Genomic DNA, 19,755 nt, shown 5'->3' with positions numbered 1-19,755 from the left:
TCACTTTATGATAAAGGCCATTATTATTGATGACGAAAGGAATAGCCGGGATATCATTGCGCTGATGCTGGAGCGGTATTGCCCCGAGATCAGTATAGCGGCAGTGGCAACCGACTGTTCTGATGGTATCAGCAAAATATTGGAGCACAGACCATCACTTGTATTCCTGGACCTGGAGATGCCCGATGGTACCGGCTTTGACGTATTGGCCGGCACTTTGCCGCAACTTCATTTCGAGGCCATATTTGTAACAGCTTTCGAAAAAAAATTCATTCATATCATCAGGTTCAGCGATGTAGAGCTGATCCTGAAACCTATAGATAAAGAAAGCCTGTTACAGGCGGTTGCGAATGTATCTAAACGGATCGCTAACCAGGAACCCAATCAACGCTACCAGATCTTACTGGAAAACTTTAACAACCAGGAAGCAGACGACTGGAAGATATTATTGACAGGGCCGGATGATGTATCAAACACCATCAATATTGATGATATTTCCTGGATTGAATTATACCAGGAATATACTCTATTCTCCCTGCTGAATGGCCAGCAGCTTATATCTGCACAGTCGTTCAGGTACTACTCCGATCTGTTTTCTCCGCTTCAGTTCTACCAGATCAACAATACCCAGATGATACAGCTGGGCAGTATAAAACATATTGATACAGGAAAGAATAAAATTGAGATGAAAAGTGGCCACACGCTTGACATTACAGAGAGAAGACAACGTGATCTTATGCAGAGAACAGGGCACCGGTAGGATACCGTATTTTTACATTTTCAATTTTTACCATCGTTAAATTTTGTTTCGTTTAATGAAGACCGGTAGTTTTTCATCAAACGAAACTTTTTCTGTTGATTTCTATCTTTTCTATCGCCCGCGTAAAGAATACCTAACAATTTCTTAACAAAAAAATTTTGTAGAATAAGTTTTGGTCGTACATTTGACCCGCAAAACGAAAAAGTCAAATCGTCAAATTTGTTTTGCGCTATTGACCTATGGCGGAATTGGACCAGAAACGAACATTGATTCTGGAAGCGGCGCTAAAACGCTTCAAGCGTTTCGGCCTATCCAAAACCACCATGGAAGAAATAGCAAGAGATCTGGAGATCTCGAAAGGTTCTTTGTATTATTATTTTTCTGACAAAGAGAGTATATACGTTGCCGTAGTAGAGCGAATGATAGCCGACTGTTTTATAGATATGTCGGGATATGTAGAAGAGGCGCCGGATGTGGCGCACATCATAGACCGGTATCTGCAGTTGAAAGAAACTATGCTGTTAGAGTATCATTTCCTGTTCGGGATTAATGAATGGGTAAAAGATGTTCCATCCAGTTTAATGAGGCAAACCATTGAATTATTGCAGCAGGTAGAAACCACTTTCCTTGATGCTACTATAGCGAAGGGAGTAAAAAGCGGCGAATTGAACCCGGCTGTTGACACAGGTATTACAGCACAATTGCTGGTAGATGTGTTATTCGGCTTATGGGTGATCTGGTGCAAATGGCAGGCGGCGGGCTTCGATCCGCACGACAGGAAAGCCCTTAAAACATTCATGAGCAGGGAAAGGCAAGTATTAACTATCTTCTTTGACGGGTTAAGATATCGACCATAGATCAACCAATCGACCAATGTATGTAGAAAGAATCAAAACACAGGAATAGTTTTAATCGATAATTTAAATTTAAACGACAGATGAAAAAGTTGATTGTAATGGCCGCAGTAGCACTGTTCGGCGCAAACGTAGCAAAGGCTCAATTTTCGAAAGGCGATGTTATTTTGGGTGGAAATTTGAACGTTTCAACTGAATCAAAGAAAGTAAAAGACAGCGACAGCAAAACCACCAGCACTACTTTCGGTATCAGCCCTAAAGTGGGTGTAGCATTGAATCCTAACTGGGTGATCGGTGTGTTCGCAAGAACTGAATTCGGTACCGATAAAAATGCAGCAGGTAAAAAGAACAAGTATTCTTATATCACTCCTGGCATCTTCGCCCGCAATTACCACATGATCGGTGAAAGCAAATTTGCATTCTTTGCAGAAGCTAACGCAGGTTACGACTTTGGTAACGAGAAAGTAGACGGTACTAAAACTACTACTTACAACGGCGTTTCCGTTAGAGTATTGCCTGGTATCACTTACTTCGTAAGCAAACACTTCATGCTGGAAGGTGCATTCGGCGGCCTGAGCTACACTTACCTGCAGGAAAAAGCAGAAGCAACTGGTGTTAAAACCAACACTAACCGTTTTGCTTTTGACTTCCCTAAAGAGTTCCAGGTTGGTGTAAACTGGATCTTCTAAAAAATTGCAAAAAAAGAAACATAAGGAATGATTTCCTGTTTTCTTAAAACTTAAAAAAACAGAAATGGCTAAGATGAGTTATCGTCTTAGCCATTTTTGTTTTGCAGCAACAAGGCATTCTATCTGCGATAGCAGGATAAAAAGAGAAGAGGTAAGATGGAAATCATCTTACCTCTTCTCTTTTTATGATCTTAAGTTGCTTTATTTATTGCGGGCAACTAGCTGTTCATGGAGATCAGGAACTCTTCGTTGTTCTTGGTTCCGCGCATATGTTGCAGCATGAAATGCATAGCCTCATCTGTATTCATATCACTTAAGTGATTACGCAGGATGTGGATACGTTTCAGTGAATCTTTGTCTAACAGCAGGTCGTCTCTCCGGGTTGAAGAAGAAGATACGTCGATAGCCGGGAAGATGCGTTTATTAGCCAGTTTACGATCCAGCGCCAGCTCCATGTTACCTGTACCCTTGAACTCTTCGAAGATCACCTCGTCCATTTTTGAACCGGTATCGATCAATGCAGTTGCCAGGATGGTTAAGGAACCGCCGTGTTCTATTTTACGTGCAGCGCCAAAGAATTGTTTTGGTTTCTGCATGGCGTTAGCTTCCACACCACCGCTCAACACCTTGCCGGATGCAGGGGCAACGGTATTGTGAGCCCTTGCCAGACGGGTAATGGAGTCTAACAGGATCACCACATCGTGTCCGCATTCTACGAGACGTTTAGCTTTCTGTAAAGCGATAGCAGAAACTTTTACGTGTTTTTCGGCCGGTTCGTCGAAGGTCGAAGCGATCACCTCTGCTTTTACGCTGCGTTCCATATCGGTTACCTCTTCAGGACGTTCGTCGATCAGTACAACCATCAGGTAAATTTCAGGATGGTTGGTAGCGATCGCGTTGGCCACTTCTTTCAGCAACATGGTTTTACCTACTTTAGGTTGCGCCACGATCAGACCACGCTGCCCTTTACCGATAGGTGTGAACATATCCATAATACGGGTAGAGTAGTTGTTGGAAGTGGTTGTCAGACGCAGTTTCTCGAATGGGAACAACGGCGTCAGGTAATCGAATGGTACGCGGTCGCGTACTTCTTCGGGAGATTTATTATTGATGGTTTCTACTTTCAGCAAAGCAAAGTACTTTTCTCCTTCTTTCGGAGGGCGTACAGAGCCTTTCACTGTATCGCCGGTTTTCAGGCCAAATAATTTGATCTGGGAAGGAGATACATAGATATCGTCTGGAGAACTGAGGTAGTTATAGTCTGAGGAGCGTAAGAAACCATAGCCATCCGGCATCATTTCCAGTACGCCTTCGCTAACGATAACACCGTCGAACTCTATATTGAAAGATGGTTCTTTCTTGTTGTTCTGGAAGCGGTTCTTTTGTGCTGCAGGCACAACAGGAATATCATCAGGTACTACAAAATCGTCTTCAAATTCGTCTTCCACCGGAGGGATCACTACTACTTCCTCTTCTTCCGGCTCCTCAATATCTTCTGTGAAGGAAGGGAGAATGATATCATCATCATCATCGAAAGTGAGTGAAGGAATACTATCCAGGTCTATTTCAAAATCTTTAACCTTCGGCTTGGCAGTAGCTGCAGGAGCAGCTTCTTCCTGTTCTTTGGATTTGCCGCTTACTTTTTTAGCAGTTTTTTTAGCGGCAGGTTTTTCTTCAGCGTGCGCTTCTTCAGCATGATTTGCTTCGTCTTTCTTAACAGGTTTGCGTTTACGTGATTTTTTTTCGTCTCCGTTGGCTTGATTATCTTCTGAGGCTAATACAGCTTGTTTATCAAGGATTTTGTAGATAAGGTCCTGTTTGTTCAATTTTTTTGCGTTGGGAACGTCAAGTTTCTCTGCAATATCAAGCAGCTCAGGAACGAGCATGTCGTTCAATTGTAAGATGTCGTACATCATCTGTATTGTCAAATTTTAGAAGTGTTGTGAGGCGGGTACCACTGCATACCAACATACACCAATTACAAATAATTGTTTTGAGTCAATAAATTTAATTTGATTATTAAATTTGATAGGGAATGATTGAGTTTAGGAACTGCCGATGAAGATGGAAAATGAACTTAATCAGGCAGAATATACCGCAAGATTAAAACAACTTTTACTATTATCCAAAAAATTTTACTTATCATCCCCATTATCAAGCGGTTACCAAGTGCTCCGAATCTCCCTCAAATTGGCCTTGCAACTGGCTGCAGATATGCCCGATGCTATACATTACCAGAATCCTTGCCAAACTTTTTTAACATTTTGTTCGCAGCACCCCGGCCCGGGCGGAGAGGAAGTCGGCCAAAAAGCTATCTACTATCCAATTTTCCACTTATTTTTGCAATCCTAAAAATTATATAATATGAGCCAAAGAGTGAAAGTCAAGCAAATCCTGGCAGATGACAGGACGCAATACGAAGTAACGGTTAAAGGTTGGGTGCGGTCTTTCCGCAACAACCAGTTTATAGCGTTGAATGATGGCTCTACCAATAATAATCTTCAAATTGTAATTGATGCTGAAAATACTGATCAGGCGCTGGTAAAACGCATTACCACCGGCGCTGCCATCAGCGTAACCGGGGAGATCATTCCCTCCCTGGGAAAAGGACAACGTGTGGAATTAAAGGCCGCTTCCCTGGAAATCCTGGGCGACTGCGACCCTGAAAAGTACCCGTTGCAGCTGAAAAATAAGCCCAGCCTGGAATACCTGCGTGAAATCGCGCACCTGCGTTTCCGCACCAATACATTCGGGGCTATCTTCCGCCTGCGCCATGCACTGGCCTTTGCGGTACATAAATTCTTCAATGACCGCGGGTTCGTATACCTGCATACTCCTATCATCACAGCGTCTGACGCCGAAGGTGCAGGAGAAATGTTCCGTGTAACCACCCTGGATCTGAATAACCCGCCGCGTACCGAATCCGGCGATATAAACTTCAAGGAAGATTTCTTCGGAAGATCTACCAACCTCACGGTTTCCGGCCAGCTGGAAGGAGAACTGGGCGCTATGGCGTTCGGCGATATCTATACTTTCGGACCTACATTCAGGGCCGAAAACTCCAACACCGCCCGCCACCTCGCTGAATTCTGGATGATCGAACCTGAAATGGCGTTCTATGAACTGGAAGACAACATGGACCTGGCAGAAGCCTTTATCAAGTTCGTGATCGGCTACATACTGGAAAACAACCGGGAAGACCTGGATTTCCTCGCCGCCCGCCTGGTAGAAGAAGAAAAACAAAAACCACAGCAGGAACGCAGCGAAATGGGCCTGATAGAAAAACTGGAATTTGTACTGCACAACGAATTCGTTCGCATTACCTATACAGAAGCTATCGACATCCTGAAAAACAGCAAACCGAATAAAAACAAGAAATTCCAATACCTCATCGAAGGATGGGGCGCCGACCTCCAGAGCGAGCATGAACGCTACCTGGTAGAAAAACATTTCAAGAAACCAGTGATCCTGACAGATTATCCGAAAGAGATCAAATCGTTCTACATGAAGCTGAACGACGACGGCAAAACCGTTAGGGCTATGGACGTACTGTTCCCTGGTATCGGCGAAATGGTAGGCGGCTCCCAGAGAGAAGAAAACTACGATAAACTGGTAGAGAGAATGAAGGACATGCATGTTCCGGCAGATGAGCTGAGCTGGTACCTGGATACCCGCCGTTTCGGTACAGCGCCTCACTCAGGCTTCGGACTGGGCTTCGAGCGCCTGATGCTGTTCGTTACGGGTATGAGCAATATCCGCGACGTTATCCCATTCCCCCGTACTCCTAAGAGCGCTGAGTTTTAGGTCCACGCGAATGTTTCGCGCGGAGGTTTCACGCAAAGGAGCAAAGGAGCAAAGAAGCATAAGATTTTTTGACCAGAGCGAATATTAAGGAAGCAAAGAAGTAAGATTACAATGCAATCTTCTTCTTTGCTTCCTTTTTTTCCTTAAAAACATATCTTATGCTTCTTTGCTCCTTTGCTCCTTTGCGTGAAACATTCGCGTGAAGTTATATGGAATTTGCCCGGCACTGCGTCTAATTAGTACAACATCTTCGTATAACCCAAACTGTTATTTTATGGCTGAATTAAACACAGGTAACGAAAAAAGCCGGGGACGCAGAAGTACCAAGAAATCTACACGTGTAGATATGACACCAATGGTAGACCTGGGGTTCCTTTTGATCACTTTCTTTATGCTGGCCACCACCATGGCCAAACCAAGGTCTATGAGCCTTATAATGCCCCGGGAAGATGGACCGGATATGGCCTTGCCGGCAAAACAGGCCTTAACTGTAATACTGGGGCCCGACAACCGTATCGCCTGGTATGAAGGCATGGAAAACAGCCCTGAGGCCATTCACTACAGCAATTTCGCTAACCGTAAAGGGATCAGGGACATTATCCTGCAACAAAAGCAATCCGTATTGCAGGCCTACGGCAAAAACGACCTGATGGTACTCATCAAAGCCGACAAAAAGGCCAACTACAAGAACGTAGTGGACATCCTCGATGAAATGCTGATCAATAAAATCGACAGGTACGCCATCGTAGATCTGCCAAACGAAGAGGCCAGCTACTTCCGTTAATTTCACGCAAAGGGGCTAAGAAGAGCAAAGAAGCATAAGATTTTTTAACCAGAGCGAATATTAAGAAAGCAAAGAAGTAAGATTATAATGCAATCTTCTTCTTTGCTTTCTTATTTTCCTTAAAAATATATCTTATGTTTCTTTGCTCTTCTTAGCCCCTTTGCGTGAAACCTCTGCATGAAACGTTCGTTAGAAACCACTACCTTTAGTACTCTATTAGTATTCCAAAACAATTTTATCAAGATATGGCAACTACTCACTCCATTCCCTCTGTTGATCTCGCCGATTTTGTGTCGGGAGATCCGGCGCGTAAGGCCGCCTTCGTGCAGCAGCTCGGTAAAGCATATGAAGATGTTGGTTTTGTAGCAGTAAAGAACCACGGGATCCCGGACGAGCTCATTGCTGATCTATACAAAAATGTTCAGCAGTTCTTTCAACTACCATATGAAGTAAAACACAAATATGAAATCCCGGAACTGGCCGGCCAGCGGGGCTACACTTCCTTTGGTAAAGAACATGCAAAAGGATATGAGGCGCCTGACCTGAAAGAGTTTTTCCAGTTCGGGCAAACAGTGGAAGATAACGACCCTATCGGTAAAGAATACCCTGAAAACGTGGTAGTAGAAGAAGTGCCGGCCTTTACGCCTACTTTCGGCAAAGCCTACAGGAGCTTCGAGAAATCAGGGAAATATTTGTTGCAGGCTATCGCCATTTACCTGGGGTTAGATGAGCATTATTTTGATGATAAGATCCACAATGGCAACTCTATCCTGAGAGCTATCCATTATCCTCCTATTACTTCAGAACCTAAATCGTCTATCCGTGCAGAGCAGCACGAAGACATCAACCTGATAACCCTGCTGGTAGGCGCATCTGCAGATGGATTGCAGATATTGGACAAGCAAAACAACTGGGTGCCTGTAACTTCCCTGCCTGAACAGATCGTGGTAAACGTTGGAGATATGTTGCAGCGGTTAACCAACAACCGGCTGAAATCTACGACCCACAGAGTGGTGAACCCGCCACGCGAAATGTGGGGCAGTTCCCGCTACTCCATTCCTTTCTTCCTCCATCCAAAATCAGCAATGAAACTGGATGCGCTGGAAAGCTGCATAACAGCAGAAAATCCGCTGGCTTATGAACCGATAACAGCAGGAGAATACCTGGATGAACGTTTGCGGGAAATTGGCTTGAAGAAATAAACCATTGGTAGAAAGTCCCGGAACGGTATTACATTTCCGGGACTTATAAAAATATCCTGCATTTAAGGCAAGTCTAGCTTTAATGGTTTTTCAAATGAATGGTTACTTTTCTTAAAACAGGCACTTTCGCGCATGATTGGGAAATTAACCAACAGTAACTAAACTGATCACAACGGACAAAAGGCCACTTTTTCGTAATATGACTTCCATTATTACAAGTATTGTGCCCTTATTGTTTGCAATAATTAGCAATATTAGCAACCTGGTTGTATTTTGCCGGGAATTTAGATCACACTTGAGTTTTTGTCCATATTTATTTTTTCGTATTAAACAGTGCTCCTAAGACATATCCCATTTCTGAAAGCAGTGCTATTACATAGCATCACCGCATACGGCGGCCCCCAGGGCCACCTGGCGATGATGATGAAAACATTTGTTCAGGAACGGAAGGATGTCACAGAACAGGAACTGATGGAGTATAACGCTTTTTGTCAACTACTCCCTGGGGCATCATCTTCCCAAACCCTAACCCTCATCGGCTACAAAAGAGGCGGCGTTCTGCTGGCTATTATCACCTTACTGATATGGATCACCCCCGCCTGCCTGATAATGGGTTCGTTGAGCTTTTTACTGCAGTATTTCGACAAGAACACCCTGCATACGGATATTTTCAAGTATGTACAGCCTATGGCGGTAGGTTTCCTGGCCTACGGCAGTATAAAGGCTTTCAAGATCAGCGTCAACAACCTGGCTACCGCAGGGATCATGCTTGGGTCGCTGCTGGCAGCTTACTTCCTGAAATCGCCCTGGACGTTCCCCTGCCTTATAATCCTGGGGGGCATCGTTTCCAATTTCAGTAATAAAAGGATCCCTGATATTGCCGACAAACCCCGTAAGATCCAATGGGGAAATATCTGGCTGTTCGTGCTGATCTTTGTATTGGCCGGATTCATGTCTGAAATTGCCAGGACCCATGAATGGATCACCAGGCGTCCGTTTAACCTGTTCGAGAACTTCTACCGTTTCGGAAGCCTTGTTTTCGGAGGAGGAGATATCCTGATAGCGATGATGCTGGAACAATATGTAACCAGGTCTAAATCCCAGTTCATGACAGCAGAAGAGCTGCTGACAGGAGCCGGTATTATGCGGGCAATTCCCGGCCCTACATTTTCCATCTCCGCCTACGTTGGCGGTATGGTCATGCGGAACCTGGGCATGGGCTACCAGTTCCTGGGATGCATGCTCGCTCCCATTGCGATTTTTTTACCCAGTTTGCTGCTGGTGTTGTTTTTTTTCCCTATATGGAATAACCTGAAAAAATACGTGGTAATCTACCGGGCGCTGGAAGGAATTAACGCTGTAGTGGTAGGTATTATGTGGGCGGCTACGCTGATATTGCTGATCGCTATACCACTGACCCGGTACAACATACTTATCATGATCTCAACCCTGGGCTTACTGTGCTTAAGCAAGGTGCCTTCGCCGCTGATCGTATTAGCCTGCATCCTGCTGGGCTGGCTGCTATGACAGCTGAATATGATATTCTTTGATCTTGTTGTAAAGGGTAGTTAAACCGATTCCCATCACTTCTGCAGCCCTGGTTTTGTTTCCTTTTTCCAAAGCCAGCACTTTTATGATATGCTGTTTTTCAACATCGGCCAGGAGCAGCGAAGAAGTGGTTTGCTGGCCATCCTGCTTGAAGTCTAACGGCAAGGCATGTACATCCAGTACATCCGTGTCTGTTAGTATAGCAGCCCGTTCTATCACGTTCCGCAATTCCCTGATATTTCCTTTCCAGTTATGCTGTTGAAGGGCCTCGATAAAAGCCGGGGTCATGTTGCTACGGCGTTTATTGATCTTGGGTCCTATCTGCTTTAAAAACCAGGAGGCCAGTAAAGGGATATCTTTCCGTCTTTCGTTCAGTGAAGGGATATTGATCTGGAAGGCCGAAAGACGGTAGAACAGATCTGCCCTGAAGTGGCCGTTGGCGATTTCACTCTCCAGGTTCCTGTTGGTAGCGGCAATGATCCTCACATTGGTTTTTGTAGGCTTAGCCTCCCCCACCTTATAGAATTCCTGGGTTTCAAGTACCCTGAGCAGCTTGGCCTGAAGTTCCAGCGCCATCTCCCCTATTTCATCCAGGAAGATGGTACCATTCTTAGCTTCTTCAAAAAATCCTTTCTTCTCCTTAATAGCTCCTGTGAAGGCGCCAGGTACGTGGCCAAATAGTTCGCTTTCCAGGATTTCCCTGCCGAATGCGCTGCAGTTGACCGCTACAAAAGGATACTGCTTACGCTGGCTGCCCTGGTGAATAGCCTGGGCAAATACTTCTTTTCCTGCCCCCGTTTCTCCCAGTAACAACACGCTGAGATCAGAAGGCGCTACTTTCTCCGCCAGGGCAACAGCCGCTTTTATTTCCGGGCTTTCGCCCAATATAGAATCGAAGCTGTATTTGCCGCCTATCTGGCGCTCCAGGTCCCTGATCCGGAAACGCAGGCTGGCCTGCTCCATTGCCTTGCTCACAAGCGGCAGGATGCGGTTATTATCGTCTCCCTTGGTGATATAATCGAACGCCCCGCTTTTGATGGCCTGTACGCCATCCGCTATGTTCCCGTAGGCGGTTAACACAATGATCTCCGTAGCGGGGTATTTGGCGCGCAGTTGCTGTACCAGCTCCACTCCGTTGCCGTCAGGGAGTTTAACGTCAGAAAGGACTACATGTATTTCTTCCTTATCCAGGATCTTGTATGCCGATTTAATGTTCCCCGCCTCGTAGATGGTATAACCTTCCAGCGCCAGCAAACGCCCCAGCAGCTTCCTGAGCTGCTCTTCGTCGTCGATAATGAGTAAGTGACCTTTAGACATAACCCTGCAAATATACAGGGTCCTAGCTTTCTTTTACCTGGTCAGTTTTCTGGTTCCGTTTAAACACATAAGCACCCAGCATGGCTGCTACAAGTCCGACAAATACGTTCACAAATAAGGCATTACCAAAGAAAAAGCCCCAGAAGCCTTCATACTGGGCATTGTTATCCTGGAGGGCATTATCGTTATTCCGGCCTGCAACAAGGTAAAAGATCAAAAGGAAGGCCGCATAAATGGTGGTTGCCAGGATGGTTGTTCGTACTCCCATAGCGAAAGAAGCCTTCGCCGGTACCTGGTTATGATGAATATGGTTATAATGCAGGATAGCAAACAATACCCCTAAAAACATTACGCAATTACCCAGGTATCCGAACCATAGGTTGCCAATGGCCTTGGTTGCACCAAATATAATAGTTCCGGCAACACAAATAAGCCCTAAAATATAGCCGTAAATCCGCAATGACCTGGTAGCTGAAATCTTTTCCATAACATTTCAATTTTAAGTTAGAATTGTTACGTTACCGCCTGCTTTTCGATACTCCGAATAGCGTTACGCAAATCATTTTTATGGCTTTTAATATCGTGCCATAAATCGCCCTTTTCGTTTATGCGTTCCAGTGAATTAAATATATTAAAATCACTCATTTTCAGGCGCTCATTCACTTCACCCCATAACAGCGGCATCGAAACAGTAGCGCCTGGCTTAGGCCGCACTGAATAAGGGGCGGCGACCGTTTGGCCCCGGCTGTTCTGTAAAAAATCTATGTATACTTTTTTCTGACGGGAAGCTTTGGCTCTTATAACACTGGTTGTTTTTGGTAAAGCCTCATTCACCTGTTTTGCTACAAACTCTGCAAACAGCCGGGTAGTTTCGTACTCGAATTTCCCGTTTGTGGGAATATAAATATGCAATCCCCTGGAGCCTGATGTTTTGCAAAAAGAATCTATCTTATAACCATCCAGTATCTCCTTCACTTTTTGGGCTGTTTCCACTACATATTTGAAATCTATCTTCTCCGGGTCCAGGTCCAGCACTATGAAGTCGGGGTTATCCAGTTTCGAAAGCCTGCTAAGCCAGGGGTTCACTTCAATGCAGCCAAGGTTGATCATATAAGCCAGGCTTGCTTCATTGTTACAGACCATGTAATCCACTTCCTTGCCTGTGGATTCGGCTACCATAGTGTAGCTCTTTATCCAGTCGGGCGCCTGCTCGAGATCCAGGTCTTTCTGATAGAAGGATGGACCATTGATGCCATTAGGGAAACGATGCAGGGACAGAGGCCTGTCTTTCAGATGAGGCAGTATGAACCGGGCCACCGACATATAATAATCCACCAATTGGCCTTTGGTGATCTGCTCGTCCGGCCAATACAATTTGGTTTGGTTTGTCAGCGCCACTTTCTTCCCGTTCAGGGTTAGCGTACGCTCTTTTTCTATGGTAGCCATATCTAACGCTTTAGGTTTTTCAGGATGTACATCTTTTGCCGGCTTGTCTTCTCTCAGTCCCAGGAACACAGGCTGGCGAAGATGCCCGTCGCTTGTCCATTCCTGGAATTTTACCTCGCACACCAATTGCGGTTTTACCCAGGTTACCGGCGTATTGGTGGCGATCTTTTCAGCAAACGGGGCGTTGTTGGTAACCAGGGGCTGGAGTTTGTCGTAAAGAGTACCGAGACTGTCTGTATTTAATCCCCCGCCGCAATGCCCTATATACCTGAGCTTTTTACCTTCATACATGCCCAGTATCAGGGCGCCTATTTTCTTCCTGCTTCCCCTGGGCGCTGTGTAACCACAGATCAACGCTTCCTGTTCGTTCACGATCTTAACCTTCAGCCACGATTTCACCCTTTTCCCCTCTTCGTATACGCTATCTGTTTTCTTGGCCATAATACCTTCCCATTGCTTTTCCCTGGCCTTATCGTAAAACCTGATACCGTTTTCCAGTACATGGTCGGAGTATTTCAGGCGTTTGTCCCGGATGTTGGATAACAGGTCTTTCAACAGCGATTTGCGCTCGAGCAGGGTCAAATGCTGCAATTCATTTCCGTCCAGGTGCAGCAGGTCGAAGATCATATATACCAGCTGGCCTTTGCCCGATGTCCTGTACTGCTGCAATTGCTGGAAATCTGATCTTTTATCTTTCCCCAGTACAATAATTTCTCCGTCCAGCACAACGTCATGATCCAGTTGTTCCAGGGCGGCTACAATATCAGGGTAATCATCGTTGAACGATTTCTGGTTCCGGGAGTAGAGTTCTACCTTTTGTTTCTTTACTGCGGCTATCGCCCTGTAACCATCCCATTTGGTTTCGAAGAGCCAGTCTTCGCCATCAAAAGGCTGGTTGACCAAGGTTGCCAGCATAGGTTGGTAGAGCTTTTTCATAGCCCGTTTGGAGGAGTTTTCCGGGGGCAGGTTAACTACTTTTTTTTTTGCCGCCTTCGAGGCAGCTTTGTTTTTCAGACCTTGTGCTTTTACCCTTTCGGGGGTGTAATCTTCACTATCGTATTCGTCTACCGCGTATTTATCCTTATGCTTGATCAGCAGCCAGGCGTTTGCTTCCCTTCCTCCTTTCATCTTTACCAATGCAAATTCACCTTTCAGTTTTTTTCCTTTCATTACGATCTTCAGGTCTCCATCCTTGATCTCCTTCAGCGCTTCTTTATCGAAATCGCCATCGCCCCTCAGCAGTTCGAATGTGCCTTTGTCCCATATATACACGGTTCCTGCCCCGTAGTTGCCTGCGGGGATGGTACCTTCAAAGTCTTTATAATCGTACGGGTGATCCTCGACTTCCATTGCCAGGCGTTTATCCGCCGGGTTCATGGAAGGGCCTTTCGGAACAGCCCAGCTTTTCAGGACGCCGTCTACTTCGAGCCTGAAATCGTAGTGCAACCGGGAGGCATGATGGCGTTGAACAACGAAGATATGCTTCCCTTTTTCCGGTTTACCTGCCTGCGGTTCTGTTGTTTCCTTGAAATCCCTTTTCTGCCTGTATTTTGCTAAACTCATGAAGCGCGTTTTTTAGAAGCTGGTTTATTTAAACTGGCCTTCAGCTGATCAAAGAGGTTGTCGCTCTTGGTATGTACCACTTCCAGTTTTTTCACAGTAGGTTTCTTACCGCTGGCCTTCGCTTTAATGATCTTCATCAATTCAGCTTTATAATCATCTTTATAAGCGCTTATATCGAACTCTGTAGTGTATTGTTTCACCAATTCGATGGCCATATCCAGCTCTTTTTTCTGCAACCTGATATTTTTCGGCAGGTTCAGATCTTCCGCGGAGCGGACTTCTTCTTCAAACCTCAATTGCTGCAGCAGCAGGTAATTTTCCCGCGGCCTTACTACTGCCAGGTGTTCCTGGGATCGCAGTACGAAGCGGCTCAATCCTGCTTTGCCGGTCTTTTTAAGGGTCTGAAAAAGCAGCTCATATGCTTTTTCGCCTCCTTTCGCCGGTTCAATGAAATAAGGTGTTTCGAAGTAGATATCGTCGATTTCCACTTCCTCCACAAACGATTCAATTTCAATGATTTTGCTACGCTTTGGGCTGGCAGCTTCGAAATCGCTGTCATCCAGCATCACATATTCGTCGTTGTATAAATAACCTTTCTTGATCTGTTCCCAGGGCACTTCCTTTCCTGTGTTTTCGTTTACGCGGAGGAATTTAATATGTGCCCCGTTCTTGCTGTCCAACATATCAAGATCCAACCTGCTGTCTTGCGTTGCACTGTATAATTTTACAGGTATGTTTACCAGGCCAAAGCCGATAGATCCAGACCATATTGCTCTCATAGTTCAAGTGGTTTGGTGTGAAATAAAAGTTAACAGAAATAGTACCATTTGATAAAACATCGCGGCATAACTTTTGGTTTTTCAGCTCGTGTAACCAAAAACCTTTTTTATGGAAAAGCCAGGAGAAATGACAACACTAACTAGAGTACTGGAAAGACTGCATGAAAGAGGGTTCGACCACGAGCTGAAGATGAGTGATCATGGCAGATTACAGAATTCTGATTCACAAAAGATCTATGATCCTGAAGACCTGACTATCATTAAAGTTTACAGGTTTGAAGGGGAGTCAGATCCAGGCGATTCTTCCGTACTGTATTTAATGGAAGACAAAGACGGTGAAAAAAGCTATGTAATGGACGTCTACGGTACTTATGCAACCGAATCGCATGAAGGTACCTCATTCGACGACTTTCTGAAAAAAATAAAAGTAGAAGACCGGGAAGAGCAATTGATTTACGGTTAAATTTTCTCCATCTCTTTCAGGAATGCTAACAAAATTTTTTCATCCTCATGCAGCCCGCCATTTCCATTGGCGGGTTTTTTACTTTTTGCCCGTAATTTCTTTAACCAGGGTTCCAGTTGCCCGTTTTCGTATACTTCAAATATTTTGGGGTGTATGTAGTATTTTTTGCAAACGGCGCGGGTATTCCCCAGTTTGTTTGCCACAGTGTCTATAATTCCTACAATATTTCTACGGCATTCTGTTATGGAACCATATGGCAGTATTTCGGCCAGCAGGTTAAGTGCATGAACGGTCCCGGCCCATGTCCTGAAGTCCTTACAGGTGAAGTCTTCATCCCCGCAGCAGGCCCTGATGTATTCATTTACCTCGCCTGAATCGAGCCTGGTGTGCTGGCCTTCTTCGTCATAATACTGGAACAATACCTGCCCGGGTATTTCCCTGACTTTCTTTAATAAACGGATTAAAGCCGGGTCTTTCAGGGTAATATGATGCTTTACCCCTTTCTTTCCTTTAAAGTTGAAAAATGCCTGGTTTCCCTGTATTTTAACATGGTTATTTTTCAGGGTTGTAAGCCCGAACGAGCCATATAGCCGTTCGTACGATACATTACCTACCCTGATAAGCGTTTCTTCCATTACGCAAAGGGCGATAGCTATTACTTTGTCTTTGCTTAACGTGGGCAGATGCAGGTCTTCATTTATCCGCTTCCGTATCATGGGTAATCTTTCGCCGAACATCGCCAGCCTGTGATATTTGGTCTGGCTCCTTTCCTTTATCCATTGGGGATGGTAACGGTATTGTTTACGGCCTTTTGTATCGATGCCGGTAGCCTGCAGGTGCCCGTTATCCCAGGGGCAGATCCATACGTCCTGCCAGGCAGGAGGCAAGACCAGGGAGCGGATACGCGACAGGGTTTCTTCGTCTTTGATTTCCTTGCCATCCAGGTCGAAATACTTGAAACCGTTAGCATCCGCTACCCTGGTAAAACCGGGTTGCGATGCTTTTACATACTTCAGCTTTGCCGCCCGGGCTGTCGATTTCGGATCAATATTGTTACCCATTGACGATTTCCCCTCCATTTGGATGCAATATCTGACCGGTAATATAAGAAGCGTCGTCGCTTGCCAGGAACACGTAAGACGGGGCTACTTCCACAGGCTGGCCGGCCCGTTTCAGGGGTACGTCTGTTCCGAACTTCGATACTTCCTCCTTGGTAAAAGTAGCAGGGATCAGCGGTGTCCAGATCGGCCCGGGAGCGACGCCATTGACACGGATGCCTTTATCGGCCAGGGCGGCGGATAGGGATCTCACGAACGAAACGATGGCCCCTTTCGTGGCGCTGTAGTCGATAAGGTGACTGCTGCCCCTGTATGCGGTTACGGAGGTAGTACAGATAATAGATCCGCCTTTGGGTAGATGGGGCAAAGCGGCCCTTGATATGTAAAAATGCGGGTAAATGTTTGTTTCGAAAGTTTTTTGCAGCTGCCGGGCATCGATATCTTCCAGGCCTTTTTGCGGGTATTGAACAGCTGCGTTGTTCACCACGATATCCAGCTTGCCGAATTTTTTGATCGTTTTGGCAACGATCCTGTTGCAATGCCTTTCTTTGCTGATATCTCCGGCGATCAGCAGGCATTCGGCGCCGGCAGACTGCACCTGTTCGGCAGTGAGTTTAGCATCAGTATGTTCGTTGAGATAAGCAACAACCACGTTAGCGCCTTCATTGGCGAAAGCTACAGCCACCGCCCGGCCTATCCCGCTATCTCCGCCGGTGATCACCGCTACCTTGCCGCTTAAACGGCCTTTATTTTCCGGGTTTTTCTTTTCAAAAACGGGTTGCGGGTGCATCCGGGTTTCCAGGCCCGGCTGAACTGCCTGTTTCTTTGCTGGTCGTACCACTTTCTTTGGATTGGATTTTTGCATAGTATGAGATTAAAAAAAGGCCCCTGCAGATACAGGAACCTTTTGCAGTTTTTCACAATATTCACCAGAATAATTATTCTGCAGACGCTTCTTCATTAACTGTAGATTCAGCTACTTCGGTGAGCGTAGCATCTGCATTTTTTTCTTCTTCTAAAGTACTTTCCAGGATGTCAGCGATTTCTTTGTGTCCCATTACTTTAGCTAAGGTCCTCAGGCTTCCGTAAGCTGAAATTTCGTAGTGTTCCACTTTCTGAGCAGAGATGATAATACCGGCATCTCTAACGGCGCTATCGGCTTCCGTATCTGCTATTACTTCCTGTCCTTCATTTAACAAACCTTCCATTGCCTCACATTTTTTTGCCTGCGGCCTTTTGCCTAACAGTTCAAAAATCTTTTCCAGACGGGCAACGTGTTCTTTTGTTTCTTCCAGGTGAGTAGTGATGCACTCCTTCAATTCTTCAGAAGTTGCAGCTTTAGCCATTTTAGGCAATGCTTTCACCAGGTTCTTCTCCGCCCAATAGATGTCTTTAATTTCGTCTACAAAGAGTTCATGGAATTTGGATTCACTCATGTTTTTTTTAGCAGTACTGCTGGTTGTTTTGGAAGTAGGCATTGTTGAAAGTTTTAAAAATGATGAAATGGTTAACGTTATTGTTGTTCGGGCGATTTGCGTTCGAAAGCCTGTTCACCGGATTTGGGATCTGCGGGCTTTCTTGGCGTTTCAATATCCGGAACCTCTTCTGGTATATCCGGAACTTCCGGTTTATCAGGAGGTGGCTGCACCGGGTTCGGATTCTCCCGGCCTGGCTGTTGCTTGTCAGGAGAGGTAGGATCCGGAATGGTTTGAGCTATTTTTGGGTTATTCATATCTCTGGGTTTAACGGTTAAAACTTCTGACTGATTTTTAAACCCAAAGTTCATTCCATGCCTAGGAGAAGCATACATCAAACGAAATTTTCTCTCCTCCTAAACAAGCCATGGGCAAGCATTACAAATTGCTTACGCTTCAGCTTAAGTAGTATAGGCTTACTAAAGCAGTTGTGTATTTATTGCTTGTAGAATTAAAAGGCACTCTGTGGAATATGTTGCTCACGCTGAATTTAATTCATCAATATGCACATAAAATAGTACCTTCAAACACTACTTATCCTAGCTATTCAAATGCATTTTTCAATACAGAAAAAAATTCAAGTCGGTTTCTTTATCGCCTTTACAGTGATTGTAACCGCATCTGTTTTTTCTTACCTGGTTGCTAAAAATTTACTGGATAATGCCGGCCGTTTAAACCACGCCATCGAAGTATCTAAACGCCTGGAAGTAATAACCAGGCAGCTGAAAGAGGCAGAGTCCGCTATCCGGGGGTTTAATCTCACAAAAGACAGCGCTTTTTTAAACCCCAGTGTACAGGAACGTATCAGCAGGATCAATAAAGAATACCAGTTATTGAGAAAAATCACGATAGACAATCCCGTACAGCAAAGGCACCTGGATACCCTGCAACAGCTGCTTAAAATCAAATACGCGCAGTTCGAATCCGGCGGCCAGGCCCAGTCCCAGCAGAAAAAAGAGTCGTCAGTGAAAGAAGGAGAAAAATTTATGGACCGGATAGACAACAAGGTAAGGGATATGATCAGGATAGAAGAAACACTGGTAGCAGAGAAATCGGAACTTTTCCATTTCTATGCTGTCCTGTGGGTGCCGGTTATCTTCATCTCTTCACTCGTAGCTATCCTCATTGGGATTTACTCTTACATTACCCTTACCCGGGAATTCAAACTACAGTTGCATATCGAAAGCCGGATGAAATCCTATCAGCGGGAATTGCAACAGAATATCAGCCTGCTGAACAAAACAAACCAGGAACTGGAACAATTCGCCTATGTAGCCTCCCATGACCTGCAGGAGCCATTACGAAAGATCTCGACCTTCAGCGACCGGCTGCAGATGAAGTATAAAGCCGATCTGCCGGAAGACGCCAATCAGCTGATCGAAAGAATGGTATCGGCAGTGGCCAGGATGCGGGTACTGATCAACGACCTGCTGGTATTTTCCAGGGCGGGGCGCATTACTCCCGAAAGTATTAAACCGGTAGACCTGACAACGGTATTGGAGGAAATACTGGCAGACCTGGAACTTCCGCTGGAAGAAAAAAATGCCCTTGTAACCTTCGATAATTTACCTATCGTAGAAGGCAGCGAAACTTCCTTTCATCAGTTATTTCAAAACCTGCTGGCCAACTCCATTAAATTCGCCAGCCCCGACAGGCGCCTGGAGATCAATATCCATTACCGGATCATGACAGGCAGGGAACTGGAAATAGAAAAGGAAAGCAGGTGGGATGAGCGTTTTTGCCGTATAAGTATTGATGATAACGGTATTGGGTTTGACCAGGCTTATGCTGAACGCATTTTCCTCATTTTTCAACGGCTTCATGGCATCAGCGAATATACAGGCACAGGAATTGGGCTGGCCATCTGCAAAAAAATTGTTGATAGTCACAAAGGCTTTATCCATGCCTATGGGTCGCCCGACCGGGGGGCAACATTTGTAATTATTTTGCCATTAAAGCAACTGCCTGTTGAAACAACCTGATGAACAATAAATATTAGCACCTTTATTGCGG

At 45.3% G+C, this 19,755-nt stretch carries 19 protein-coding genes; 10 read left to right on the top strand and 9 right to left on the bottom strand.

The genetic code is table 11. The features are described from left to right. Positions 1-7 precede the first annotated feature (7 nt). The 3 genes from BLV62_RS02270 to BLV62_RS02260 all read left to right on the top strand — a co-directional run bounded on the left by BLV62_RS02270 (position 8) and on the right by BLV62_RS02260 (position 2,303). Positions 8-760 (top strand): LytR/AlgR family response regulator transcription factor, encoded by a 753-nt coding sequence (locus BLV62_RS02270; RefSeq protein ID WP_089758286.1) that lies wholly within the window; start codon positions 8-10, stop codon positions 758-760. 239 nt (positions 761-999) lie between these two features. After that, the gene (locus tag BLV62_RS02265) at positions 1,000-1,617 is read left to right on the top strand and encodes a TetR/AcrR family transcriptional regulator (protein ID WP_089758283.1); all 618 of its coding nucleotides are present in this window, start codon (positions 1,000-1,002) and stop codon (positions 1,615-1,617) included. 80 nt (positions 1,618-1,697) lie between these two features. Then, entirely contained in the window at positions 1,698-2,303 is a 606-nt protein-coding gene (locus BLV62_RS02260) for a DUF6850 family outer membrane beta-barrel protein (RefSeq protein WP_089758281.1), read from the top strand. Positions 2,304-2,521: 218 nt separating this feature from the next. Here the strand turns inward: BLV62_RS02260 and rho are convergent, their stop codons facing one another. Next, positions 2,522-4,216: a transcription termination factor Rho gene (rho, locus tag BLV62_RS02255; protein WP_089758278.1), complete on the bottom strand. Its 1,695-nt coding sequence runs from the start codon at positions 4,214-4,216 to the stop codon at positions 2,522-2,524. A gap of 151 nt (positions 4,217-4,367) precedes the next feature. On the opposite strand from rho, the gene BLV62_RS02250 reads away from it, so the two are divergent. The 5 genes from BLV62_RS02250 (at position 4,368) to chrA (ending at position 9,620) form a co-directional block, all read left to right on the top strand. After that, complete coding sequence (locus BLV62_RS02250; protein WP_139169887.1) at positions 4,368-4,655, top strand: hypothetical protein; 288 nt, start codon at positions 4,368-4,370, stop codon at positions 4,653-4,655. A 12-nt stretch (positions 4,656-4,667) separates the two neighbouring features. Then, the gene (gene asnS, locus BLV62_RS02245; RefSeq protein ID WP_089758274.1) at positions 4,668-6,107 is read left to right on the top strand and encodes an asparagine--tRNA ligase; all 1,440 of its coding nucleotides are present in this window, start codon (positions 4,668-4,670) and stop codon (positions 6,105-6,107) included. 274 nt (positions 6,108-6,381) lie between these two features. Further along, on the top strand, positions 6,382-6,891 hold the full coding sequence (locus tag BLV62_RS02240; protein ID WP_089758271.1) for an ExbD/TolR family protein: 510 nt from the start codon (positions 6,382-6,384) through the stop codon (positions 6,889-6,891). Positions 6,892-7,136: 245 nt separating this feature from the next. Beyond that, positions 7,137-8,093 carry an isopenicillin N synthase family dioxygenase gene (locus tag BLV62_RS02235; RefSeq protein ID WP_089758269.1) on the top strand — a complete coding sequence of 319 codons (957 nt, stop codon included), beginning with the start codon at positions 7,137-7,139 and terminating at the stop codon, positions 8,091-8,093. Between the two features lie 333 nt (positions 8,094-8,426). Beyond that, on the top strand, positions 8,427-9,620 hold the full coding sequence (gene chrA / locus BLV62_RS02230; protein ID WP_089758266.1) for a chromate efflux transporter: 1,194 nt from the start codon (positions 8,427-8,429) through the stop codon (positions 9,618-9,620). On the opposite strand, the gene BLV62_RS02225 is transcribed toward chrA, so the two are convergent. From BLV62_RS02225 to ku, 4 genes are read right to left on the bottom strand one after another with little or no spacing between them, the layout of a single operon-like run. Next, positions 9,615-10,958, bottom strand: coding sequence for a sigma-54-dependent transcriptional regulator (locus BLV62_RS02225; protein WP_089758264.1), 1,344 nt, complete (start codon positions 10,956-10,958; stop codon positions 9,615-9,617). The genes chrA and BLV62_RS02225 overlap by 6 nt on opposite strands. Positions 10,959-10,980: 22 nt before the next feature. Beyond that, on the bottom strand, positions 10,981-11,445 hold the full coding sequence (locus BLV62_RS02220; RefSeq protein ID WP_089758262.1) for a hypothetical protein: 465 nt from the start codon (positions 11,443-11,445) through the stop codon (positions 10,981-10,983). A 26-nt stretch (positions 11,446-11,471) separates the two neighbouring features. Then, positions 11,472-13,967, bottom strand: a complete 2,496-nt coding sequence (gene ligD / locus BLV62_RS02215; protein ID WP_089758260.1) for a DNA ligase D — start codon at positions 13,965-13,967, stop codon at positions 11,472-11,474. After that, a complete protein-coding gene (ku, locus tag BLV62_RS02210; RefSeq protein WP_089758258.1) occupies positions 13,964-14,746 on the bottom strand; it encodes a non-homologous end joining protein Ku in 783 nt (260 codons plus the stop codon). The genes ligD and ku overlap by 4 nt, the downstream gene beginning before the upstream one ends. Positions 14,747-14,855: 109 nt before the next feature. On the opposite strand from ku, the gene BLV62_RS02205 reads away from it, so the two are divergent. Beyond that, positions 14,856-15,209, top strand: a complete 354-nt coding sequence (locus BLV62_RS02205) for a hypothetical protein (RefSeq protein WP_089758255.1) — start codon at positions 14,856-14,858, stop codon at positions 15,207-15,209. Here the strand turns inward: BLV62_RS02205 and BLV62_RS02200 are convergent. From BLV62_RS02200 to BLV62_RS02185, 4 genes are all read right to left on the bottom strand, one after another. Next, entirely contained in the window at positions 15,206-16,270 is a 1,065-nt protein-coding gene (locus BLV62_RS02200; RefSeq protein WP_089758253.1) for a DNA topoisomerase IB, read from the bottom strand. The two genes, BLV62_RS02205 and BLV62_RS02200, sit on opposite strands and share 4 nt — an antisense overlap. Beyond that, positions 16,263-17,132 (bottom strand): SDR family oxidoreductase, encoded by an 870-nt coding sequence (locus tag BLV62_RS02195; RefSeq protein ID WP_089758251.1) that lies wholly within the window; start codon positions 17,130-17,132, stop codon positions 16,263-16,265. The genes BLV62_RS02200 and BLV62_RS02195 overlap by 8 nt, the downstream gene beginning before the upstream one ends. 73 nt (positions 17,133-17,205) lie before the next feature. Beyond that, positions 17,206-17,745, bottom strand: a complete 540-nt coding sequence (locus BLV62_RS02190) for a YciE/YciF ferroxidase family protein (RefSeq protein WP_089758249.1) — start codon at positions 17,743-17,745, stop codon at positions 17,206-17,208. Positions 17,746-17,780: 35 nt separating this feature from the next. After that, positions 17,781-17,999, bottom strand: a complete 219-nt coding sequence (locus BLV62_RS02185; protein ID WP_139169885.1) for a hypothetical protein — start codon at positions 17,997-17,999, stop codon at positions 17,781-17,783. 348 nt (positions 18,000-18,347) lie between these two features. Between BLV62_RS02185 and BLV62_RS02180 the strand changes: the two genes are divergently transcribed. Then, entirely contained in the window at positions 18,348-19,724 is a 1,377-nt protein-coding gene (locus BLV62_RS02180; RefSeq protein ID WP_168927779.1) for a sensor histidine kinase, read from the top strand. Positions 19,725-19,755 lie beyond the last annotated feature (31 nt).

The sequence above is a fragment of the Chitinophaga terrae (ex Kim and Jung 2007) genome, assembly GCF_900107795.1.
GTDB lineage: Bacteria > Bacteroidota > Bacteroidia > Chitinophagales > Chitinophagaceae > Chitinophaga > Chitinophaga terrae.
The sequence above is the reverse complement of the archived record's forward strand: the minus strand, read 5'-3'. Positions and strand labels throughout refer to the sequence as shown.

What these genes read in the sequence shown, in the direction of transcription:
- ku (WP_089758258.1), bottom strand. Translation starts at nt 14,746, where the DNA reads ATGAGAGCAATATGGTCTGGATCTATCGGCTTTGGCCTGGTAAACATA.
- BLV62_RS02220 (WP_089758262.1), bottom strand. Translation starts at nt 11,445, where the DNA reads ATGGAAAAGATTTCAGCTACCAGGTCATTGCGGATTTACGGCTATATT.
- BLV62_RS02270 (WP_089758286.1), top strand. Translation starts at nt 8, where the DNA reads ATGATAAAGGCCATTATTATTGATGACGAAAGGAATAGCCGGGATATC.
- BLV62_RS02225 (WP_089758264.1), bottom strand. Translation starts at nt 10,958, where the DNA reads ATGTCTAAAGGTCACTTACTCATTATCGACGACGAAGAGCAGCTCAGG.
- BLV62_RS02265 (WP_089758283.1), top strand. Translation starts at nt 1,000, where the DNA reads ATGGCGGAATTGGACCAGAAACGAACATTGATTCTGGAAGCGGCGCTA.
- asnS (WP_089758274.1), top strand. Translation starts at nt 4,668, where the DNA reads ATGAGCCAAAGAGTGAAAGTCAAGCAAATCCTGGCAGATGACAGGACG.
- BLV62_RS02205 (WP_089758255.1), top strand. Translation starts at nt 14,856, where the DNA reads ATGGAAAAGCCAGGAGAAATGACAACACTAACTAGAGTACTGGAAAGA.
- BLV62_RS02185 (WP_139169885.1), bottom strand. Translation starts at nt 17,999, where the DNA reads ATGAATAACCCAAAAATAGCTCAAACCATTCCGGATCCTACCTCTCCT.
- BLV62_RS02240 (WP_089758271.1), top strand. Translation starts at nt 6,382, where the DNA reads ATGGCTGAATTAAACACAGGTAACGAAAAAAGCCGGGGACGCAGAAGT.
- BLV62_RS02195 (WP_089758251.1), bottom strand. Translation starts at nt 17,132, where the DNA reads ATGCAAAAATCCAATCCAAAGAAAGTGGTACGACCAGCAAAGAAACAG.
- rho (WP_089758278.1), bottom strand. Translation starts at nt 4,216, where the DNA reads ATGTACGACATCTTACAATTGAACGACATGCTCGTTCCTGAGCTGCTT.
- BLV62_RS02260 (WP_089758281.1), top strand. Translation starts at nt 1,698, where the DNA reads ATGAAAAAGTTGATTGTAATGGCCGCAGTAGCACTGTTCGGCGCAAAC.
- BLV62_RS02250 (WP_139169887.1), top strand. Translation starts at nt 4,368, where the DNA reads ATGGAAAATGAACTTAATCAGGCAGAATATACCGCAAGATTAAAACAA.
- BLV62_RS02235 (WP_089758269.1), top strand. Translation starts at nt 7,137, where the DNA reads ATGGCAACTACTCACTCCATTCCCTCTGTTGATCTCGCCGATTTTGTG.
- ligD (WP_089758260.1), bottom strand. Translation starts at nt 13,967, where the DNA reads ATGAGTTTAGCAAAATACAGGCAGAAAAGGGATTTCAAGGAAACAACA.
- BLV62_RS02190 (WP_089758249.1), bottom strand. Translation starts at nt 17,745, where the DNA reads ATGCCTACTTCCAAAACAACCAGCAGTACTGCTAAAAAAAACATGAGT.
- BLV62_RS02200 (WP_089758253.1), bottom strand. Translation starts at nt 16,270, where the DNA reads ATGGGTAACAATATTGATCCGAAATCGACAGCCCGGGCGGCAAAGCTG.